The sequence below is a fragment of the Xenorhabdus sp. KJ12.1 genome (assembly GCF_963876495.1).
Taxonomy (GTDB): Bacteria; Pseudomonadota; Gammaproteobacteria; order Enterobacterales; family Enterobacteriaceae; genus Xenorhabdus; species Xenorhabdus stockiae.
Map to the genome: position 1 here is coordinate 1 of NZ_CAWNQH010000138.1, position 19,332 is coordinate 19,332.

22 protein-coding genes are annotated in these 19,332 nt (G+C 41.7%); 4 read left to right on the top strand and 18 right to left on the bottom strand.

What is annotated here, in order from left to right; all coding sequences use genetic code 11:
• Positions 1-261 precede the first annotated feature (261 nt).
• Both gorA and AACS92_RS20915 read right to left on the bottom strand, forming a co-directional pair.
• Positions 262-1,614, bottom strand: a complete 1,353-nt coding sequence (gorA, locus tag AACS92_RS20910) for a glutathione-disulfide reductase (protein ID WP_099109428.1) — start codon at positions 1,612-1,614, stop codon at positions 262-264.
• 165 nt (positions 1,615-1,779) lie between these two features.
• Positions 1,780-2,622 carry a 23S rRNA (adenine(2030)-N(6))-methyltransferase RlmJ gene (locus AACS92_RS20915; protein WP_099109429.1) on the bottom strand — a complete coding sequence of 281 codons (843 nt, stop codon included), beginning with the start codon at positions 2,620-2,622 and terminating at the stop codon, positions 1,780-1,782.
• A gap of 371 nt (positions 2,623-2,993) precedes the next feature.
• Between AACS92_RS20915 and AACS92_RS20920 the strand changes: the two genes are divergently transcribed.
• Positions 2,994-3,794, top strand: coding sequence for a hypothetical protein (locus AACS92_RS20920; protein ID WP_099109430.1), 801 nt, complete (start codon positions 2,994-2,996; stop codon positions 3,792-3,794).
• A 265-nt stretch (positions 3,795-4,059) separates the two neighbouring features.
• Here the strand turns inward: AACS92_RS20920 and AACS92_RS20925 are convergent, their stop codons facing one another.
• From AACS92_RS20925 to AACS92_RS20970, 10 genes are all read right to left on the bottom strand, one after another.
• Positions 4,060-4,323: a helix-turn-helix domain-containing protein gene (locus AACS92_RS20925; RefSeq protein WP_099109431.1), complete on the bottom strand. Its 264-nt coding sequence runs from the start codon at positions 4,321-4,323 to the stop codon at positions 4,060-4,062.
• A 475-nt stretch (positions 4,324-4,798) separates the two neighbouring features.
• A complete protein-coding gene (locus tag AACS92_RS20930) occupies positions 4,799-5,101 on the bottom strand; it encodes a putative quinol monooxygenase (RefSeq protein ID WP_099109432.1) in 303 nt (100 codons plus the stop codon).
• Positions 5,102-5,197: 96 nt separating this feature from the next.
• A complete protein-coding gene (locus AACS92_RS20935; protein WP_099109433.1) occupies positions 5,198-6,859 on the bottom strand; it encodes a terminase large subunit in 1,662 nt (553 codons plus the stop codon).
• The gene (locus AACS92_RS20940) at positions 6,856-7,209 is read right to left on the bottom strand and encodes a phage terminase small subunit P27 family (protein WP_099109434.1); all 354 of its coding nucleotides are present in this window, start codon (positions 7,207-7,209) and stop codon (positions 6,856-6,858) included. The genes AACS92_RS20935 and AACS92_RS20940 overlap by 4 nt, the downstream gene beginning before the upstream one ends.
• 118 nt (positions 7,210-7,327) lie before the next feature.
• A complete protein-coding gene (locus AACS92_RS20945) occupies positions 7,328-7,753 on the bottom strand; it encodes an HNH endonuclease (protein ID WP_099109435.1) in 426 nt (141 codons plus the stop codon).
• Positions 7,753-8,055, bottom strand: coding sequence for a head-tail connector protein (locus AACS92_RS20950; protein ID WP_099109436.1), 303 nt, complete (start codon positions 8,053-8,055; stop codon positions 7,753-7,755). The genes AACS92_RS20945 and AACS92_RS20950 overlap by 1 nt, the downstream gene beginning before the upstream one ends.
• Complete coding sequence (locus AACS92_RS20955; RefSeq protein ID WP_099109437.1) at positions 8,052-8,387, bottom strand: phage head closure protein; 336 nt, start codon at positions 8,385-8,387, stop codon at positions 8,052-8,054. The genes AACS92_RS20950 and AACS92_RS20955 overlap by 4 nt, the downstream gene beginning before the upstream one ends.
• Positions 8,384-9,601 carry a phage portal protein gene (locus tag AACS92_RS20960; RefSeq protein ID WP_369800384.1) on the bottom strand — a complete coding sequence of 406 codons (1,218 nt, stop codon included), beginning with the start codon at positions 9,599-9,601 and terminating at the stop codon, positions 8,384-8,386. Before AACS92_RS20960 ends, AACS92_RS20955 begins: the two co-directional genes overlap by 4 nt.
• Before the next feature lie 2 nt (positions 9,602-9,603).
• Complete coding sequence (locus AACS92_RS20965) at positions 9,604-10,152, bottom strand: HK97 family phage prohead protease (protein WP_099109439.1); 549 nt, start codon at positions 10,150-10,152, stop codon at positions 9,604-9,606.
• 42 nt (positions 10,153-10,194) lie between these two features.
• A complete protein-coding gene (locus AACS92_RS20970; protein WP_099109440.1) occupies positions 10,195-11,349 on the bottom strand; it encodes a phage major capsid protein in 1,155 nt (384 codons plus the stop codon).
• Positions 11,350-11,883: 534 nt separating this feature from the next.
• Between AACS92_RS20970 and AACS92_RS20975 the strand changes: the two genes are divergently transcribed.
• Both AACS92_RS20975 and AACS92_RS20980 read left to right on the top strand, forming a co-directional pair.
• Positions 11,884-12,570 (top strand): hypothetical protein, encoded by a 687-nt coding sequence (locus AACS92_RS20975; RefSeq protein ID WP_099109441.1) that lies wholly within the window; start codon positions 11,884-11,886, stop codon positions 12,568-12,570.
• A complete protein-coding gene (locus AACS92_RS20980; protein ID WP_099109571.1) occupies positions 12,563-12,979 on the top strand; it encodes a hypothetical protein in 417 nt (138 codons plus the stop codon). The genes AACS92_RS20975 and AACS92_RS20980 overlap by 8 nt, the downstream gene beginning before the upstream one ends.
• Here AACS92_RS20980 and AACS92_RS20985 read toward each other — a convergent pair.
• The 4 genes from AACS92_RS20985 to AACS92_RS21000 form a co-directional block, all read right to left on the bottom strand.
• On the bottom strand, positions 12,976-13,455 hold the full coding sequence (locus AACS92_RS20985) for an Hcp family type VI secretion system effector (protein ID WP_099109442.1): 480 nt from the start codon (positions 13,453-13,455) through the stop codon (positions 12,976-12,978). The two genes, AACS92_RS20980 and AACS92_RS20985, sit on opposite strands and share 4 nt — an antisense overlap.
• A 597-nt stretch (positions 13,456-14,052) precedes the next feature.
• Positions 14,053-16,479 (bottom strand): primase-like DNA-binding domain-containing protein, encoded by a 2,427-nt coding sequence (locus tag AACS92_RS20990; protein WP_099109443.1) that lies wholly within the window; start codon positions 16,477-16,479, stop codon positions 14,053-14,055.
• Complete coding sequence (locus AACS92_RS20995; protein ID WP_099109444.1) at positions 16,476-16,886, bottom strand: hypothetical protein; 411 nt, start codon at positions 16,884-16,886, stop codon at positions 16,476-16,478. Before AACS92_RS20995 ends, AACS92_RS20990 begins: the two co-directional genes overlap by 4 nt.
• Positions 16,879-17,004, bottom strand: coding sequence for a hypothetical protein (locus tag AACS92_RS21000; protein WP_255398432.1), 126 nt, complete (start codon positions 17,002-17,004; stop codon positions 16,879-16,881). Before AACS92_RS21000 ends, AACS92_RS20995 begins: the two co-directional genes overlap by 8 nt.
• A 136-nt stretch (positions 17,005-17,140) precedes the next feature.
• On the opposite strand from AACS92_RS21000, the gene AACS92_RS21005 reads away from it, so the two are divergent.
• Positions 17,141-17,323 carry a YlcI/YnfO family protein gene (locus tag AACS92_RS21005; RefSeq protein ID WP_099109446.1) on the top strand — a complete coding sequence of 61 codons (183 nt, stop codon included), beginning with the start codon at positions 17,141-17,143 and terminating at the stop codon, positions 17,321-17,323.
• A 194-nt stretch (positions 17,324-17,517) separates the two neighbouring features.
• Here the strand turns inward: AACS92_RS21005 and AACS92_RS21010 are convergent, their stop codons facing one another.
• Positions 17,518-17,796 (bottom strand): helix-turn-helix transcriptional regulator, encoded by a 279-nt coding sequence (locus tag AACS92_RS21010; RefSeq protein WP_099109447.1) that lies wholly within the window; start codon positions 17,794-17,796, stop codon positions 17,518-17,520.
• Positions 17,797-17,926: 130 nt separating this feature from the next.
• Entirely contained in the window at positions 17,927-19,153 is a 1,227-nt protein-coding gene (locus AACS92_RS21015; protein ID WP_099109448.1) for a tyrosine-type recombinase/integrase, read from the bottom strand.
• Positions 19,154-19,332: the final 179 nt, after the last annotated feature.

The window sequence follows — 19,332 nt, forward strand, 5'->3', positions numbered from 1 at the left end:
GAAACGGGAGAGCTGACTTAAATCTTCGGGCGTTTTGAGATTTTTAGCCAGCTCAGTAGCCAGGGCTTGTAACTGTTTCTCGTCCATCTTTTCACCTGTATTAGTTGATAAATTAAACATATCAAAAACAGGCAATTACACAAATTTAGAAACAGGGTCTCTCAGGGAGAACATCCATCTTAGCCAAAGACTAAGATGGAATGTCTTTTTGTCCAAATACCATATATGCAGTATATTCTACATATTATGACATCCACACAATTATCTCATCGTAACAAACTCTTCCGCCGCAGTCGGATGAATAGCCACTGTATTATCAAAGTCTTTTTTCGTCGCCCCCATTTTCAGGGCAACAGCAAAGCCTTGCAGGATTTCATCCATACCAAAGCCTATTCCATGAATACCGACAATCTTCTCATTTTCACCAGCACAAACCAGTTTCATACGGCATGGCTGACGGTGCTGCGTCACTGCGGTATACATTGCGGTAAAGGAAGAAGTATAAACTTTAACCTGCTCATCACCGTATTGCGCTTTTGCCTGTGGCTCCGTCAGGCCGATTGTACCAATTGGCGGATGGCTGAAAACCACTGTTGGAACATTAGTATAATCCAGATGTTCATCCGGCTTATTATTAAACAGACGCTCTGATAAACGGCGACCTGCCGCTACCGCAACGGGTGTCAGCTCCACAGCACCTGTATTATCGCCCACAGCATAAATACCTTTTACATTGGTATTCTGATACTTATCAACCTGAATATAGCCTGATTCATTCAATGCCACACCAACAGCGGACAAATTCAGATTATCTGTCGCAGGTTCACGCCCAATCGCCCAAATCAGAGTATCAACCGTCTGTTCTCTGCCATCTTGTAATTGCAGAGTCAGGCTGCCATCAGCATTTTTTATCACAGCCTTTGGTACAGCTTCCGTATGCAGAGTCGGCCCTTCATTGTTGATAACTTCCAGCAATGTATTTACGATCAACGGATCAAAAGAACGCAAAGGTGCATGCTTACGTACAAACAGATGCGTTTCGCTACCTAATGCATTCAAAACACCGGCTATTTCCACCGCAATATAACCAGCACCGACGACAGCAACACGTTTAGGCATTTCATCCAGCTCAAAGAAGCCATCCGAGTCAATACCGTATTCCGCACCGGGAATAGCCGGGTTTTTAGGGCGGCCGCCAGTCGCAATCAATATATGATCTGCGGTAATTATTTCGCCGTTCACTTCAACAGTTTTCGCATCAACAAAACGTGCAAAACCCTGGATAACATCAACATTGTTGTTATCCAGCACACGCTCATACGAAGAATGGATACGGTCAATATAGGATGTACGGCTGGCAATCAGTTTTTTCCAGTCAAAACGATTGATAGTGGCATCAAAACCATAATCAGAGCCATATTGATGAATAGATTCCGCAATCTGGGCAGCGTGCCACATCACTTTCTTCGGTACACAACCCACATTAACACATGTTCCACCCAGTGCTTTAGCTTCAATAAGGGCACATTTCTGCCCATACATGGCCGCACGGTTAATGGAGGCAATACCACCGCTGCCGCCACCAATTGCAATATAATCGTAATGTTTACTCATCTTAGGCACTTCCGTCTAATCAATTAACCTACTGACTACAATTTAATCGTAACGTATATTATGACAAAAAGTTATCACTATGCATGATGATTGTGGCTTTCGTTGTCATAGGCTAGAGCTATCAAATTGATGCTCCATGCTGCAATATCACGCTGAAAAATAGTCTTATTCCGGTACAATCCACTCTACTGAGTTATGCCCTGTGCCTTCAGGGATCAGTACCTGCTGTAACCAAGGCAGCACAGCTTTCATCTGCTGTTCCAGCTTCCACGGCGGGTTGATCACAATCATGCCGGATGCCGTCATACCGCGCTGATCACTATCCGGACGCACGCCAAGCTCAATCTGCAAAATTTTGCGGATCCCGGTTTTTTCCAAATCTTTAACTAAACGCTTAATCTGCTGGCGTAGAACAACCGGATACCACAACGCATAAGTACCCGTCGCAAAACGTTTATATCCTTCCAGAATACCCTTAACCACATTCTGATAATCCGACTTCAGCTCATAAGGAGGGTCTATCAGCACCAACCCACGGCGAGTTTTAGGAGGTAATTTTGATTTCAGCTGTTGATAGCCATCTTCACGCAGAACACGGGCGCGTCTGTCACGGGAGAACTCACTACGCAATAAAGGAAAATCACTTGGGTGCAGTTCACTCAGGTTAAGTTCATCATATTCGCGCAATAAATGACGGGCAATTAATGGAGAACCGGGGTAATAACGCAAAACACCATGCTGGTTCAGAGCCTTCACAACTTTCATATAGCCTGACAATTCCTGAGGAATATCATCACGCTGCCAAATACGGGCAATTCCTTCCAAGTACTCGCCAGTACGTTCGGCATGTTCGCCACTGAGCTGATAACGGCCTGCGCCTGCGTGGGTATCCAGATAAAGGAAAGGCTTCTCTTTTTCCTTAAGTGACTCAATGATAAGGCTTTGGACAGTGTGTTTTAACACATCAGCATGGTTGCCTGCATGGAAGCTATGACGATAACTTAACATTAATTTATTTCCTATTGATTTTTAATAAGTTTTAGTTTCACATAAGGCGAATAAATCATTTTATTACCCCACGAATTACCCCACAATTCATTGCACGAGCACTAAAACACAACAAAGCATAGTAACAAAGTAAGTGCCGTCATCACATCTTAAAAAGAGTAAATGTAGGCTAAAGGGAAGTGAAGTGTGGGGAAACGGATTACCCCACAGGGGGGAAAATGAGACCAAAGTGCTAATCAATGGGTTTAATGCGCGCCCAAATTCTGTTTTTAAGTCCATTAAATTATCACTCTTGAATAATTACCACTACTTATTTTAGTATTCTGAATTAAAAATAAATTTCGATTTAATCTGATAAATTTGGGATAACTATGCGATTTACTCATGACAAAAAAATCAGGAAGTCAATAATTAAATTATTTACACTTACAGAACAAGTTACCTTACTCAAAAGTTTTGCATTAGTAAAAGATGAAACATCCGATGATTTTACCACTTGGATAAAATTGTTAGCCTATGAAAATATGGAATCTGTAAAACGAGCCACTTTATTTTTTATTATAATGGCCATTGCATTATATATAATGCCCTCCAAAACCAATTGGTTCCATTACCTTTTTTTTGTCTATTTATCCGTTTCCTTTTTGAGAATATTAGAAAAAGCTAAAACAATCGGTTACAGTTATTCCATAGGTATAAAACTGTTTTTGTTCGCTCTCACTAACAGAATATTTTTTGAGCCTAAATCAGAACATAATTCTAGTAAACCGATAAATAAAAAAAGAAAGAAAATCTATATAGAGAAAAATACAAAACTAAGAAAATTAATTATAAAAACGTTCACATTTAAAGAACAATTGGCCCTAATTAGAGCTTTCTCTTTTGAAAGAGAAACAACTGATGGAAGTTTTCTTTCTTGGATAAGAATAGATTCCGATGCTTCTTTTTCATCATTAAGAATGATGCTAATTTGTATTTTTATACTTTTTATAACAACCATAATACAACAGCCTTATTCAATACATTACATCTCTCTTGTTTTTTTTACAATCTTTCTACCCATTAGCATATTAGCTCCTATAGTTTCAAATCATTGCATCACAGGTTATAAATTCATTACCTGCATAAAACTATCTTACTTTCAAATAAAAGTGAAACTCTCTAAATTATAGATCATTCTTAAAATAACCTATTTTAAGTTAATCAGATAAATTATCTGGTTAACTTATACCTTGGTTAAAATACTATTTTAAGTGAATGAATAATGATGTACATAAAGCGGAGTTACCTAGATGCTATAATACATATCGCCACTTTCATTTCCGACTAATACAGAACACAAAAATAAATAAACGGATATAAAGATACCTAGCCATGAGGATTAAATTATAACTACATGTATCATTTTATCTCATGGCTGGTTTCACTGAAATCGAACTATTCAATGGAAACTTTACGTACTGTTCGTTCAATAGGCTGACCATCGCCATCAAAATAGCGACTAGGCCAAATTTCTGAGGGATGTATTTCAAGATAGTTGGCAATAATCCATTCGCCTTTCGGCCACGGACGACTGAGAGTATTTGCCAGTGTAGATGAACTGAGGCCAGATTCACGAGAAACAGCCGCTAAGGTTGTACCACGCTTACGTAGTGCGGCAATAATATCAGCTTGATGCCAGTCATTTTTAACATTATTCATTCCTGCTACCCCTTCCATTAATTGAACATTGATGGTGGCGATTCAAGACAGGGTTCGCAGTACCGGAGTTCTCAACCGGCGAGGCCGAAGCCTCCCCTGCCTGAACCGCCATTGAATGGGCGAGTGCAGGCACACTGGTAGAAACATCCTACCAGTGGAGAACTTACAAGGCTGCGAAACCTTGACCAATAGATTTTGCTAATGGCGCGGCTACTTTAACTGATTGGTTTATTGGACTCAATAAGCGAACCAGTATAAACGCTTAACTTTTTACGTTATATGCTATTAAATTAGTTAGTTATTGTTACTATTTTTCACTCAAGGTAAATAAAATTTCTTGATGTTTTACCAAAAACTATCAGGAGGGTGATCTATAAGTCAGTACATTAAAAGGAATGTACTGATCTTGTGAAAAGAAATTACAACACATCCCACCGAAAATTATCAATAAAAAGGTGAGCATGAGCTTTAATACTTAAATTTTAGTTTGTGTTACCATTCCACCATCTATAAATGTTACATTAAAAATTTCATCAATAACACATGACCTCATTTTAGGTACATATTTCTTGACGTGTTCTTGCTCTAAATGAACATCTAAAAAAGACTGATTTTCCCATGTTTCAATAGTGATAAAAGTATCACCATCAATAAACGATTCGTAGCGATGGCAGCCTTTTTCTAATGGTGCGTATTCAAATTGTAAAACATTTGCAATATTGCGTAACTCATCTTCTTTACCAGATAAAATCTTTGCTTTTACAATTGCAGTAATCATTCTATTATTCCATATAATAAAAATTAATATAGTGTTTTGGTATTTATCTATTTCCAAGGTATATTAACCTAATTTTAAAATCAAAAAATATGTACATTAAATTCCATCAAAGTTATCCAATAGCTGCTGCTTTTCTTCACTCAATCTAAAAGCAAACTCTTCATGCTCTACTTGCCATGAGCCAAAACTCATCAGAAACGCGATTGCAGGATCAATTTTGTTCGCTGATTTCTTCTTGTTCGGCTTGATATTGGCGTTCGCGTCTGTCTCCATCACGACATTGGATATCGCCCATGCCAGCACCGGATCGCCGTTGTGACAAATGATTTTGCGGTTAACAAACACCTCGGCAGATTTCGCCACAGGGCTAAAGCGCATATAGGTTTGCGGGAAGGGTTCAACATCCAGCCCCGCGCCTTGTAATTGGGTGCGTAAGTGTGTGGCGTTCCATGTATCAAAACCCACCAGCTTGATATCAAAGTGCTGGCTGTCTTTGAGAATATCATCACGGATACGATCATAATCAATGCAATCGCCTACGGTAGTACGTATCCAGCCCATTTGTGTCCACTGACGGTAAATTGCCCGATTCTTATTGGCAGGATTTTGTAACTGAGCTTCCGGCAAGTAATGACGGGTCAGTAATAACAGTTCGTTATCCACGGGGAAGGTATAACAGATGCTGGTGATATCCCCCGTTGAAGATAAGTCCAAGCCAGCGTAACACTCCAGTCCTTTCAGGTCGTTCTCGTCATAATCAGTCTTACAGGCTTTCCAAGCCCCTTCACCCATCCACGGTGTTGCACCCTGACACCAGATATTAAAACGTTTGGTGAGCATTTCTGTCCATTGTGAGGGAATGCCCCGTGCTTTCTGGATGGTGTCATGCAACGCAGCACTGTCTACGGAGATATTCAGATTGGGATTGGCCTTTATCCAGAGCGTTTCATCATCAATTTCTTTCTCGTCGTCTAGTTCGTATATTAGGGCAAACAGGGATTCGTTTTGCTCTTCGCCATCCAGAATCTGACAACAATAATCATAGTGCTGTTTACAGGCTGAGATTACATTACTGCCCGCCGTGGTAATGGCAAACAAAATACCTTCGGGACGTGCGCCCATACCTAATTCAAGGGCAGAGTAGACGGCGTTATCAGGGTGCAAATGATATTCATCGACAATCGCCAGACTGGGGTTAGTACCTTCGATGGTAGCAGCTTTGGCTGCCAGCGGTTTTAGCAGGCTATTGCTCTTCGGATAGGTTATTTTGTGTTGCTGGATAACAACCCGTTTTTTCAGGGGCTTTGATAACAGACTCATCTGGCGGGCATCATCAAACACAATACGCGCCTGATCACGGCTCACGGCGGCGGTGTAAATATCCTGCTGCCCGTTCTCCATCACCAGAAACCAGTTAGCCAATATTGCGGCAACAGTAGATTTGGCATTTTTACGCGGCACCTGAATATAAGCACTGCGGTATTTCCGCCGTCCGGTAGCTTTCACTTTGAAGCCGAACAGATTCGCAAAGGCAAACTGCTGCCACGACTCTAATATAATCGGTTTGCCCCGCAAATGGCCTTTGACGTGCGGACAGTGACGGGAAAATGCAATAAACCGCTCCACCACCTCCGAATCAAATACATAAAGTGGGTTATTCAGGTCGTTAAAATAACGTTTTACCGCCTGTTTTACCCGTTTACAGGCCGGAATTGTGCCGTTTTCGATATCAAAAGCGTACTGCTCCCATGCGTTCATAAGCGGTCTAGCTCGTCCTCTTCTTCCGTTTCCACCGGATTTTTCCGCCGTGATACCGGGTCAAAACCCAGTAATGAAGACATTTTTATCATGATTTTTTCAGCGTCGGCTTTGGCACTCAATGACGGATTACGGCTTTCGCTTCCCTGACTATTCACAATGCTAAAGCCTCGGATATCAAGGTCTGCCACGGCTTTTCGGTAAATGGCGTAGTTGACGCAGTACAGTTCTAAATTGTTCCAGTCGGCAGCGTTCAAATCTTCCCGCTCGTTTAAGATTTTGCTTTTGGCCTTCCATTGACTGGCGGCAATCTCGTTTAAATAGTTGGGTGGTTTGGGTGCTCTTGCCATAATGTTCGCTGTTCCTTGTGATTTATTTTCAAAAAAATTGCCGGGCGTAAAAATTGAAGGAGGGGGCGGTTCCGTTCAGAGGGATGTTTGTCATTTTTGATACCCCTACCCCGTTATTTCAGTTTGTTATTATTCCGAAGTTAACCAACCATATCGCTTCTGCTTCCTGTTCCTGATAGCTTCCCTGTTTGCGCTTGGCTTTGGTGATGGGATCTGTCTGGATGGTCTTACGGTTATGGCAGGCATGGCATAGTGCTTGATGATTAGATGCAGGCCAGAACAACACATCACTCTCACCATTGATTGGGATAATGTGATCTACAATGGTGGCGGGTGTGTAACTGTTTTGTTTGAGGCAATGGACACATAAGGGATTCGCCTTGAGATACATCAGCCTGCACTTGCCCCATCGGTTACTGTAGCCACGTTCGGTACGTGTACCGCGCTGCCTGTTCTGTTCCCGCCGATGTTCCTCACAGCGACCGGATGCTACCCGTTGTTTACAACTTGGATAGCTACAACGTCTTAACGGTTGCCACGGCATCAGTAGATCCCCACATCACGATAGACAGACCACAGTGATTTGATGGTAAAAGGCACTTCTTTCAGCTCAACATCTGTCACCATTTCCCGATTTTCATACAACAAGCCGATATAGAGCAGGCAACCGACTTTAATCGCTGGTGTGAAAACCAATCCTTTATCAAAGCGTTTACCGATATGTTGCTGGCAGACTTCCAACGCAGCGGCGGCATAGCTCGTTAATAAGCTATCATCAAGGGTATAATCTTCCTCCAGTCGGCAATGCTGTTTGATTTCACTCAGGGGAATTTCAATCCGGCTCATCGGAATATCCCTCCCTTGCAAAGCAGCTCTAGGCGGGTGTATTTCGCATCGGGGATGACCGCCATAATGCTAAAAGCGGTGCCCGTTGTGTTCGCTCCGTGAAAGGTAATGCTGTTCGCTGTGGTCACATCAGCACGATAACGCAGCCAGATACGCACGGTGGCTTCTGAGAACACCGCGCCGGATGCCACCAGCTCCCGCCCGCTAATGGCTTGGACTTCTGCCCAGACCGTGGCTAAATCTACCCAGTTGTTGAGCACTTCACCAAATTTACCCCGACTGACTTCATTTTTTTGGATTGTTACCCGATGCCGTAATCTGCCTGCTCTCATTTTTTGGCCTCCGACTGTTGTTTGATTTCCACGGTTTGTTTCCATGCCTGACTAAATTCATCGCCACCGGCACGGGGTGATAAGCCCTCCCGTTCACGGGCTTCATTCGGGCACATCACACCGGATTTAATCGCCGTCTCATAACTCTGGAAACGTTCTTTCGGATTGGCGCGCAGCAGGTCGGCAGTATCAAATTCCACCTGATAACGAATGCCCCGTTTTGGTGGATTCATCAGTAAGGCAGCTTTGATTTGCTGCTCAAAATTGGCTAACCACGGGCGCATAGTGATTGTCAGAAAAGCACGGGAAGCCTCGCTAAAGTTACTGTAGGTACTGTTCGAATACTCTTGCAGAAAGATAGGACTAACGTTGAACATACGGGCGATATCGTCAATCGTGAAGCGGCGGGAGGCCAGCCACTCCGCATCCTGATTGCTCATTCCCAATTGCTGGTATTCCATCCCGCCTTCAAGTATCGGCGTTTTCCCTGCATTACGTGCACCCTTGTAGCGTTCGAGCGCTTCCAGCGCCTTACTGCCCTTGATTCCATCCAGCCAGTCAGCGGCTTTAATCACGCCTGCCGCCATCATGCCGTCTTTCATAATACTTGCCCCGTGGCGCTGTTGTGCCAGCCCTAAACCCAGCGTTTCACGGCAAATCGTGACGGGTGAGCGACCAAGAAAGCCATCTTCGGTGGCATAACGCAAATGCAACACTTCTTCTTGTAGGTAGGTTTTGACCTTGCCGCTATAGGGTTCGGTGATGGTGTAGGCAAATCGATGATCGGATAATCGTTGCGCAGCCACGGCTGACGGCGGGTAAGGATGTAATGATCGTGGCTGTCCGTCTTTTCCCCAGACTATGACCGCATAAGCATTGCCATTTAACAGGCAATGGCGCATCAGAGTTCGCTTAAACTGAAACGGTGTCTGGCAATCGTTCGGGCATTCATTAAGTAAATAATCTACAGGGTGATCACTCAACCACTCGCGGGATTCTTTCCCGTGTTGGTGCTGAACCCGATAGAGATAACAGGGCATGGTGGCAACCGCTTCACTAATGACAGTGACGGCATTCATCACCGCAGGCAGACCTTCGGCTGTCGAGGGGGAAACATGCTCGCCTGATTTAGTATTAGGTACGCCTGCCAGAGAAAAAAATTCATCTATCGTCATACTGCGCCGTTCTGGTGCATTTCGCTTAAAAGGCCACATCATCACACCTCAGACAGTCGCAGCCAGTAATAGCGCAAATCTGCATTGCAGGACTTCACCGCATTCAAGGAGCGTTTGGCGATCTCCACGCCGCTCTCAGGATAGGCGGGTAAACTGGTGATAGTGATTTCTCGCAATTCGGCTTCTAAAACGGTTCTGACATACGGTGTTTGGCTGGTATCCCACTGATCTTTAACGGCACGAAAACCAAAGGACATACCGGAAATATCACCCCGTTCAACCAACGCCAGTACATCACGCCCTAATTGGGTATCCGGCGGGGTTAACTCGAAGCGTAATCCGCTGGCATCTTCGGCAAGCTGCAATGTACCAGACGTAGTACGGCCTAACAGGTTCATATGATCATGCTCATACAGTGCCCTGATATCAGCACTTGCCGCTAGACTGGCGCTAAAGGCATTCGGGGAAAATTGTTCTACAAACTCATCCCACAAAACTTGTGATCGGCTGTTCCACTTAATCACATAGCCTGTCAGCTTTTTATCACTGGCAGAAAGTGAGGCGGTGCGAATTTCAAAATCATTCTTCATCAATAGACTCCAAAACTGAAAGGGAGCTGTGCCCCTTATTCATTAACCTGCTTTAGTGCCTTTGATTTCGAGCACTTTGATTGCGTTGGAATCCACCAGCCCACCGCCCAGATATTTATCGGTGTGTACCTTATAGAATCCCGGCTCGGTGATATTGTCGGGACGGGTACGAATGCCCGTTTGATGGTCAACGATGAAATAACCGCGTTTGAAGTCGCCCAGACTAATGATGTTATCGGGCATAAATTCGAGATAATGGACAGGCAAGCCCAGCAACATATCAGGATCACCCGCTTGCAGACGCTCCCGCCAGATATAATCTCCATTGCCGTTTTTCAGTTTCTGCACTTTAGCGGCGGTCGTGGAGTTCATCACCCACACCGCATTTTTACGGTATTTGTTTTTGAGTAAGAATTTCAGGTCAATCAGGCTATCGGCTTCCAGTTTGGCAGCATCCAGCTTTTGCAGTGTACCGAACGCACGTATCTTGTCGGCTTGAGTATCACGGGGATACGACAGGAAGCCTTTTGCTTTCTTGCTGCCGTCACCACTCACAAGATCGGTTTCTTCGGTATCCACAAACGTATCTGCAATTTCTGAGGTCAGCCAGCCCAGAATATCGACATCACTAAAATCGATGATTTCTTGCGTGGTTTTGGGGTAGGCATAAATCGGAAACAGCTTGATGCTGACTTCTTCCATCTTCGGTGTAGCAGTCTCACTACGTGCCTTGCCTTCTTCTGTGTGGGCTACGGCTGCGCCCCCGACCGAAACAAGCTGTTTATATTCATTGCTGCGTGTGGTTTTGATGGTACAGATTCGGCGCATAACCGACTCATCAGCCAATTGCTGCATGATTTGTTTGTTCAGCTCAGGGATAACCGTATAGCCACCGTCTGCGGGGACGCCTGTAGACAGGGAACGGGCTTCGCCAGTCAGAATATAGTGGCGTAGTTCATCATTATTGAGTGTTTTACTGGTTGTCTGGTTCTTTGCTTGACTGCGTTCTTCATCAGATAAAGACTCATAACGGGCAATTTCGGTATTCAGGTTATCGGACTGGCTGCGCAGCTCGTCGAACTGTTTGGCTTCATCAGCATTGAGTGAGCGTTTTTCATTTTCAGCTTTGGTCAGCAGCGAACGCATTTGTTGGGTTAAATCGGCTTTTTGTTGGCGTAATTCGAGTAGTTTTTTCATGGTGTTTTTGATTTATTTATTTTTCCAAAAAACGATTTTTTAACACTATGAAAAATAATGAAAGGATTCTGGTTTTTTTGAATAAGCACACAACTATCATTTCACACTTATATTTAAAAAATTATTTTTTGTAGGATATTTTAACTTAAGCAGTAATGGTGGGATTAAGTTTTACTGATTTTAATGAATGAGTTATTACCGAATGATTAATTATTGGTAATAATGTAAGAATAGTAGTTTTTTAAAGTAATAATCACATTATAAAATTAATATTGTTTAATATTCTTTGTGCATATTTTTGCTTAGAGTGAATTTATATTTAAAGTACGTGGCTTACTAAAAAGTGAGGTTTGGATTTACTAATTCATTATGTAATTATATTATCTATACTCTATAGAAACTTATTGTTTGGTGTTAGATAATAAAACAGTAATTTCTTGTTAAAACGCATCTATAGGCAGTAATTTAATGATTTTGCGTACCATCATATATCTAAGATTTTATGGCGTACTTAACTAAATTACAGGAGTTCTCATGAGTAGTAGAAGTGATGTAATAAAAGGAAGGTTAGTTTATACCGAAAAATTAGGATGGGTAGATACAGGGCATTCAAAAGGTAATGATGCCAGAATGTTAATGGCTGCTATAAATTCGGGTGATGATACTAAAGAATCATACTTTACCATTAAATACACACAATATATGGGGCTTGGATTAAAATATGGAACATCTAAGACAACAAGATGGAAAGTGAGAAGAGGGTTATCTTTGCATGATAAAAAAAGAGTTGCTCTTACTATCATGATGCACACCACTCATCTATTTGAAGCACACCAAGATTCCTTTCCTTTTAATTGGTATACAGATAGTGGATACAGTGGTGAAGATTTAGTTTCAAATTTACTTGGTTTTTATCAGGCTATAAATGGAGTTGATTATTTACATCAGCTTAAACCTATAAGTAAAGAAGATGCACTAAAAAGATGGGATTATTATGGCGCTATAGGAAAGTATAAAAATAAAATGTTTAAGCCTTTATTGTTCCCTGATCCCCAAAAATACCCTAATAATGCTAGGCCATATTATTCTTCTTTACCTACATTTCTTAATACTATATCACCCATCACTGATATTGATAGGAGTCATTTGCTAATACATATTGAAGATAGAACAGGATATAATATAGATGCAGTAAGAGATGTGGGGATTGAACTTGAATAAGATTATTAAAATTACATTTATTGCCTTGTTCTTTTTAGGGCTGGCTTTTACTATTCCTATTTTATTTGTAGATAATCATTTTTCGTATACAAAAAATGATTTTATTAGATATAATTTACTTACCTTTGATGAGATCAAAAATACCCCTATTATTTCAAGTGATTATATTATATCGTATGACTCGCCAGATGGGGTAAAGCCAATGACTAATTCAATTCTATTTTCAAATGTAAATCCAAATCGCAAAATGGAATTAATAAGTTACATTGAAAAGTTAGGCTATATAAAAGATATAAACGCATATTGGAATACAGATGGAAGTGAGTCTTGGAGTAAAGGGAATTTGTTTATACAGATAAAACAAAATGATACTGAACGTACCATTTTGTTTTTAGTTGAGAAGAATTAAAATACATTCTCTTCTCTTATACTGTAACCTGATGTGCCAGCGATGTGATGTGTCCATGTTATGCTATCATATGAAATTGTTATACTTTCATATGGTTGCATATCATTGTGACTTAGTGAATTCGGATAATGGCTGGAGATGTTTTTTATAGCGGCGTTCGTTAATTTAATAGAATAAAATTTTTCCAATCCCCCTGCCGAACTATTTCTATATATTTCAAGCAGGCAATCTAAATGTTCATTATTTGATATTGAAACTCCCAATAATGGAGATGATTTATCAATTGGCTTTGTTATTACTATAGGGTGATGATTTACATTTTGCTCTCGGTTAATATCGTGATCTATAGAATAAATCAATATCTTATCCTTATTATCCTCTTGATATTTATTACCAATTGAATCATAAGTTGAGCAACCTGATGATATTAATCCTTGATTTTTACCGTTTAAGGTCATGTAAATAATATTTGCCATTTCATTTCCTTTTGTATGTTATTTTACCCCATAAAAATATATAACCATTCATCATTCTGTCAATAGTAACGTTAATAATTTACCATAAAACAAAATAACAATGATAAAATATATAACATAGTAATTAAAAATACTATCACTCAATGTAATGCACATTATATTAATGTGACATTCGATAATATTTAGATGAAATAATATTTTGTTATATGCCCTATAATCCATTGATTAACTGTTAATTTAAATTATATCGTTAAATAAAAGTATTTTTATGTGATAATGATTTTATCAAACAAGAAAAGTGAGTATTGGAAATTAGATAATGTAATCCTCCTACCAGAGATACCCCCCTATAAATCTTTTTCACCCTCTCAGTTATGCACCCTCTGCACATTCTTCTCAAAGCCTTGCTACATATGGGTTTGCAGTAATTAATATGATATTCATTCACTGTATCCCCTGTTCACCCCTTTTTTATCCTAATGAAGAGAATGTATATTTGATGTATAGCTAAGAAATAACTATACATCTATTATTTTCTTTTAAATACAAATAGATATTTAAAATGATGCAGGGAATGCAGACTTAATCCAAAAAAGTTTATAGTGGGGATTTAAAGCCCCGGCATTCAGGCAATGACGGCAACCACTCTTCGGCTTCTTCCGACAACTCAACGTTATAAGAGTAACCTTTCTTGGTTCGTACTTTCCGATACTCCTTTTTGTATTCCAGCATAATTTTGGGGAGCGATTCGCCGAACTTGGTCAGTGTTAACGGGCGTTCAAAGCCATGTGCTTCCATAAAGGAAAGATAAGCATGATACAGATACAACCTCGGCGCTCGTGGGCTAATGTTCTTAGTGCCCATCTTCATCCCAGTTGCATCATTGACGGTTACCAGATAACCACAAAATCGATACAACGGATCGGAATTGCTTTTCACCGTTAATGCTTCGTTAGAATCGCGTTGTGCCTGTAGTAGCTTTTTAGCTTTGTTCTGGTCGGTAAATTCGTTTAATAAATGGCGGATAATCACAGGCAGTTCCCGACTGATTTTCTCCGGCAAGTGTGGATCTTTCTCTGACTCTTTGACCGGAATATTAAACGGGAATATTACCCGCCGCCTTGCAATACCGCCATTACGTTCGGTAAAGCTCATCGGTTCGTTATTGGTGGCTAATACCACGGCCTTAATGACCGTAGAAAATTGCTTCTCATATTTCCCGTCAACTTCAATCAAATCACCGCCAGTAATCGCCTTAATGCCCGCGCCTTCACCGACATATTTAACCTGATCGGGCAGCGTAATCAGGTTTTTTCCGACAAACTGATAACGGCCTCTCGCTTCATCCAGTGCTCTCATATTACCACTGGCCGTATTGTGTTCTCCTGCCAATAAAGTGGCGATATACGTAAAGATACTTTTGCCGCTGCCACCTTCGCCCGTCACTTCAATAAATAGCTGCCAGTCATAACGATTTGCCAGGATCATAAACAGGGCGGCTTTAATGCGATTCATCTTGTTTTCATTGCTTCCCGCCGCATGAAATAACCAGCGATAAAAATCTGGGGCATGGTCTGGTAAATTCTCACCGACAGCAGGCGGAGTGAATGCAATACCGTTATGGTTCATTAACCAGTGTTCCGGCTGGTGCGGAGTAAACTGTTGAGCCGATAAATCATACACACCATTGCGGAACCCGATTAAATCCTGCCGTTGTTCGCCGATAACCGGCACTTGTAATTTCATGGCATAGATAGCGTTATTGATCCCGTTCGGGCTGTAAGGGGTTTCGTGCTGGTCAAAGATTGCCACCATTGCACGGCGCAGCTCATTATCCGACACGGTTTCCCATGTTGTACCATTATAGTGGTAAACCATTTCGCTATCAGGATGAACCGCGACTTTACCGTAACGTTCAACCAATAGTGCCCCGCGCTGACTGGCTGCCATTTGTGCCAGATTGTTATTGGCCTTTTTGGGCTTTGTTTCGTGGATAATCACCGCTTCTGCTTCCATGAGTTTTTTCTCTCCCACCTGATATAACCCGTTCTTAAATGCCTGCTTTGCTGCCTCAATGCCGTGATGCTGGCGGTAATCGTCCCAGTCAGATTTCAATGCCGTAGGCGGTAGCGTGACCCAGCCGTTAATCTCTATAGCGGCTTTTTCTGCCGCTATCTTACCGACATTCTTTTTTAACCTGCCGTTTTTGTCCCGCTCTTCCGGTTCGTGCCAATCGTTATCAGCAGAAAGGATGATTTTTGCGTTAGGCCACTGTGTTCTGACCTGCTCGGAAACCATGAGTAAATTGCTTTCATCAATGGCTGCCAGTACTACGCCTTTATGTAACTGTCTGACCGTTAACGCCGTAGCGTAACCCTCGGTAATGATGAAAGTGTCCGGCGTTCCGGTAATCTCTGAGACGGGAATAAAACTCCCTTTTTTCTGCGTACCTGTAACAAGGCGTTTTTCACCGTTTGGCTTAATGGTCTGTGCGCCCGTGATTGTGCCGTCCAGCGTCTGAACCACCAGCAATAAAGAGCCATCTTTCAATAACCGCTGATTGGGGCATTGCAGCCCCTTTTTCACCAGATATTGAGATTCGCCCGCAGTAGTAGTGGCAACCAGTGCCGCAATGCGTTCAGCAATCAGCTTCGCTGTTCGGGGTTGCTCTTTAGCGGGTTTGGGTTTGGGTTCAGGCAAGGGAAGTGCTAGCGCATCAGCTACCAACTTAGCGGCAGCAAAGACCGTGATCCCTTTGGTTCTTGCCACTAAATCCAGACCATCACCGTGATTCGGCTCATCACACTGGCGACAATGCCAGTCACCATGATGGTTATCATCTATAAAGTGAAAGCGGTCAGTACCGCCGCATATCGGGCAAGCGCCGTGTTTGCCTTTTGCCGGAATATCAACACCACAAGCAGGCAACAGGCTTTGCCAGTGTTTGGTGGCTGCTGTTTTCACTGTTCGTATGACATCTAATGGGCGGCTGTTCTGATTATTATTTCCCTGACTCATGATCATTCGTCCTCGCCATTAACCGCTGCATAGAGCGAATAGTAAACTTCCTGATTAATATCACAGGTCAGTGAAAGCAAATCGTGTAACTCTTCCGAACAATGCTGGCTGGCCTGCTCAAGAATGAGCTCATATAAAGAGGTACATAAACCCGCACGAAACGAGGATTGCCCTAATGGCTCTCTCTCCCTGCGTACAAGGCAATTAACTAATTTATTCACTGGATTCTGTGGGGCATGTTTCGACAGGTCGCGATAAACCTCCTGATGAATGCCGTGTGCCAATGCAATCAGGTTATTTAAATTGATTTCACAGCGTTCATCTTTGGCTTTTTGGGTAATGAATGTGAAAAGTGAAATTCCCAGACTTGCACGATGCAGCGCCTGTTTTAATGAGATTGGTTTCTTACTCATGGCATGTCCCCTGACGTAATGCGAAGATCAGAGAAGACAGGCCAGCCAACCACTGAGTACCGGATACAATTAGGAATATAAATTTTGGGCGAGTTTGGTTAGACTGTGTATCAGCCATAATCGTTACCTCTATTAACGGTTTGGTTAGATGCCTCGTCAGTGTTCCACCACTACGGGGCATTGCTTTTTTAAGGCGCTCATCTTTATAATGGTTCGCACCACTGTTCAATAAATTAACATAATGGTTCGAACCAATGCAAGATGAAAAAAGCAAAAAGCCGTATGAACGAAATAACAGCACACGTCGAACAATTCGCTTTGAAGACGACCTGCTAGAGCAAATTGAAGAGGTAGCTGATAAAGGTAATTTCAGTTCATGGGTTAAAGATGCTTGCCGCGAAAAACTACTGACTTTAGGAATAAAACCTAAAGTCTGAACCAACCAGTAATAACTGTGATTGTTAACTAACCCTCTTAGAGAGGGTTGTTGATCAAATTGATAGCTGCTTAATCTCAAAGAATCGCTATAGCTATTTACCATCACCTCACCTACTTCGCAAAATTAAGCTATTTTTAGAGCGAGTTTGACCGCTGCCAACCAAGACAGTTAATTTTTCCATGACGCTACTCTTTAATTGGCAGGTTTACGGCTATACGGGTTATTCACGTTTTCTACTGTTGGCGGATTACGTACCCAATGCAGCAGATCACTAAGCAACCAAGCACACGAATTACGGCCTAATGGCTTACGGGCAGGGAAACGGCCTTCATTTTCCAGTTTCCACGCTGACGTTCTGGAAATAGAGGTGATGTGTTGGCGTTCTTTTTCACGTATAAGACGATCATAAGGTTCGCCATATTCGGAAAGGATAGATCGACGTTCTTCTGGTGTAGGAATACTGTATTGCATGGTTGTGTTACCCTCACTGTTTAATTGTTTTTGTGAGGGTATTTTACTTAATGGAAATTATTAAGAAATAAAGCCACATTTGTTACGTATATATCACAATGGTCATGCACAGAATGAGACTCATTAATTTTCATGATTGAGCTGCTTTTAATATAACCACATTTTCATAATTACCTGACAATACATCCAACCGCTCACACCACTTGTTTAAAGCGTCCAGCTTCTCTGGTAGGTATTGGCTCCGATTATAGACCGCCAGAACGCCACCTAATGTGTGTCCTAGCAGCAACTCAACAATGTGTGGAGCAATTCCCATATCACTTAACATGGTTGCAAAAGTACGCCGGAAGTCATGGAGTACCCATTTTTCTTTATGCTCTAACCGTTCCCACACTCTATTTCCCGTCGAGCTAACAGCAGTATATTCCTTGTATTCGCCTAATAAATATTCAGAGTATTTATTCTGATATTTTAACCTGCGTATTTTTTCCACCATAGCATCAGGAATTGGTCTTATTATTTTTTCTCTTGTTTTGCTATTAATTTCTGGAACAGTCCATAATTTTTGCTCTAAATCCCACTCATTCATTTTAGAGCGGCGTATTTCAACAGTTCTCGCACCAAAAACGATTAGCAAATAAAGTAAGTCTGAATAATAAGGTTTAAAAAAATCAGAGTATATAGATTTAAGCACATCAGATAATTCTTTTTCTGTTAATACTCTCTTGCGCTTATTTAATTTTATTCCAATATCCTGCTTTGTAATCCCTTCCAAAACATGAGAAACAGCAAATCGCCTGATTCGACAAAATTTAAGAGCCTGCTGTGACATTTGCAAAAGCATTCCTGCCACGCTGGGAGCTACCTTTTTCACTTGGTCAAAACGCCTAAGCCAATAAGGGGTATCACAATCAGAAAGCGCCATATCGCCAATATAAGGGAACAGGTGCTTATTAAAGCGTTCTCTGTATCTATTAGCATTCACTAAATTATTATCAACATATTCAGTTAACCAATATTCGATAGCATCCTGAACAGTGACTGGTTTTAAGGTTTCTTCCCTATCCAGCTTTATCATCCGTTGAGGATCTTTGCCTCCTGCTAGCCATGCTCGGCATTGAGTACGCATCTCTCTGGCCTTTGCTAAAGGCAAATCAGGGTATCGCCCAAGCGTCAGTAACTTTGCTTCGGTATCCCTTCCACCCAATCGATATTTATAAATCCAGCTTATGGAACCCGCCTTTGTGACACGAATCATCAACCCAGCACCATCAGATATCTTGCTCACCTTGTCGGAGGGAGTTCCCAGCAATGCCTTGAGCTTTTTATCTGATAATCGATTTATTCCCGCTGCCATTTAGATCTCCATCCCAAGATATTTGTTACCCCACCGATTACCCCACAGTATGTTGCAAAAGTGGAAAAACGGCAATAAGCACTGGAAAAATATACAGTATCAAAATTAATCCAATCAGTTGATATATATTGAAATTAAGTACAAATACGGTAACACTCGAACACTAAAATCCATTGATG

Excerpts from the sequence above, each read along its gene's own strand:
- gorA (WP_099109428.1), bottom strand. The coding sequence starts at position 1,614 with ATGAGTAAACATTACGATTATATTGCAATTGGTGGCGGCAGCGGTGGT.
- AACS92_RS20915 (WP_099109429.1), bottom strand. The coding sequence starts at position 2,622 with ATGTTAAGTTATCGTCATAGCTTCCATGCAGGCAACCATGCTGATGTG.
- AACS92_RS20920 (WP_099109430.1), top strand. The coding sequence starts at position 2,994 with ATGCGATTTACTCATGACAAAAAAATCAGGAAGTCAATAATTAAATTA.
- AACS92_RS20925 (WP_099109431.1), bottom strand. The coding sequence starts at position 4,323 with ATGAATAATGTTAAAAATGACTGGCATCAAGCTGATATTATTGCCGCA.
- AACS92_RS20930 (WP_099109432.1), bottom strand. The coding sequence starts at position 5,101 with ATGATTACTGCAATTGTAAAAGCAAAGATTTTATCTGGTAAAGAAGAT.
- AACS92_RS20935 (WP_099109433.1), bottom strand. The coding sequence starts at position 6,859 with ATGAACGCATGGGAGCAGTACGCTTTTGATATCGAAAACGGCACAATT.
- AACS92_RS20940 (WP_099109434.1), bottom strand. The coding sequence starts at position 7,209 with ATGGCAAGAGCACCCAAACCACCCAACTATTTAAACGAGATTGCCGCC.
- AACS92_RS20945 (WP_099109435.1), bottom strand. The coding sequence starts at position 7,753 with ATGCCGTGGCAACCGTTAAGACGTTGTAGCTATCCAAGTTGTAAACAA.
- AACS92_RS20950 (WP_099109436.1), bottom strand. The coding sequence starts at position 8,055 with ATGAGCCGGATTGAAATTCCCCTGAGTGAAATCAAACAGCATTGCCGA.
- AACS92_RS20955 (WP_099109437.1), bottom strand. The coding sequence starts at position 8,387 with ATGAGAGCAGGCAGATTACGGCATCGGGTAACAATCCAAAAAAATGAA.
- AACS92_RS20960 (WP_369800384.1), bottom strand. The coding sequence starts at position 9,601 with ATGTGGCCTTTTAAGCGAAATGCACCAGAACGGCGCAGTATGACGATA.
- AACS92_RS20965 (WP_099109439.1), bottom strand. The coding sequence starts at position 10,152 with ATGAAGAATGATTTTGAAATTCGCACCGCCTCACTTTCTGCCAGTGAT.
- AACS92_RS20970 (WP_099109440.1), bottom strand. The coding sequence starts at position 11,349 with ATGAAAAAACTACTCGAATTACGCCAACAAAAAGCCGATTTAACCCAA.
- AACS92_RS20975 (WP_099109441.1), top strand. The coding sequence starts at position 11,884 with ATGAGTAGTAGAAGTGATGTAATAAAAGGAAGGTTAGTTTATACCGAA.
- AACS92_RS20985 (WP_099109442.1), bottom strand. The coding sequence starts at position 13,455 with ATGGCAAATATTATTTACATGACCTTAAACGGTAAAAATCAAGGATTA.
- AACS92_RS20990 (WP_099109443.1), bottom strand. The coding sequence starts at position 16,479 with ATGATCATGAGTCAGGGAAATAATAATCAGAACAGCCGCCCATTAGAT.
- AACS92_RS20995 (WP_099109444.1), bottom strand. The coding sequence starts at position 16,886 with ATGAGTAAGAAACCAATCTCATTAAAACAGGCGCTGCATCGTGCAAGT.
- AACS92_RS21000 (WP_255398432.1), bottom strand. The coding sequence starts at position 17,004 with ATGGCTGATACACAGTCTAACCAAACTCGCCCAAAATTTATATTCCTA.
- AACS92_RS21005 (WP_099109446.1), top strand. The coding sequence starts at position 17,141 with ATGCAAGATGAAAAAAGCAAAAAGCCGTATGAACGAAATAACAGCACA.
- AACS92_RS21010 (WP_099109447.1), bottom strand. The coding sequence starts at position 17,796 with ATGCAATACAGTATTCCTACACCAGAAGAACGTCGATCTATCCTTTCC.
- AACS92_RS21015 (WP_099109448.1), bottom strand. The coding sequence starts at position 19,153 with ATGGCAGCGGGAATAAATCGATTATCAGATAAAAAGCTCAAGGCATTG.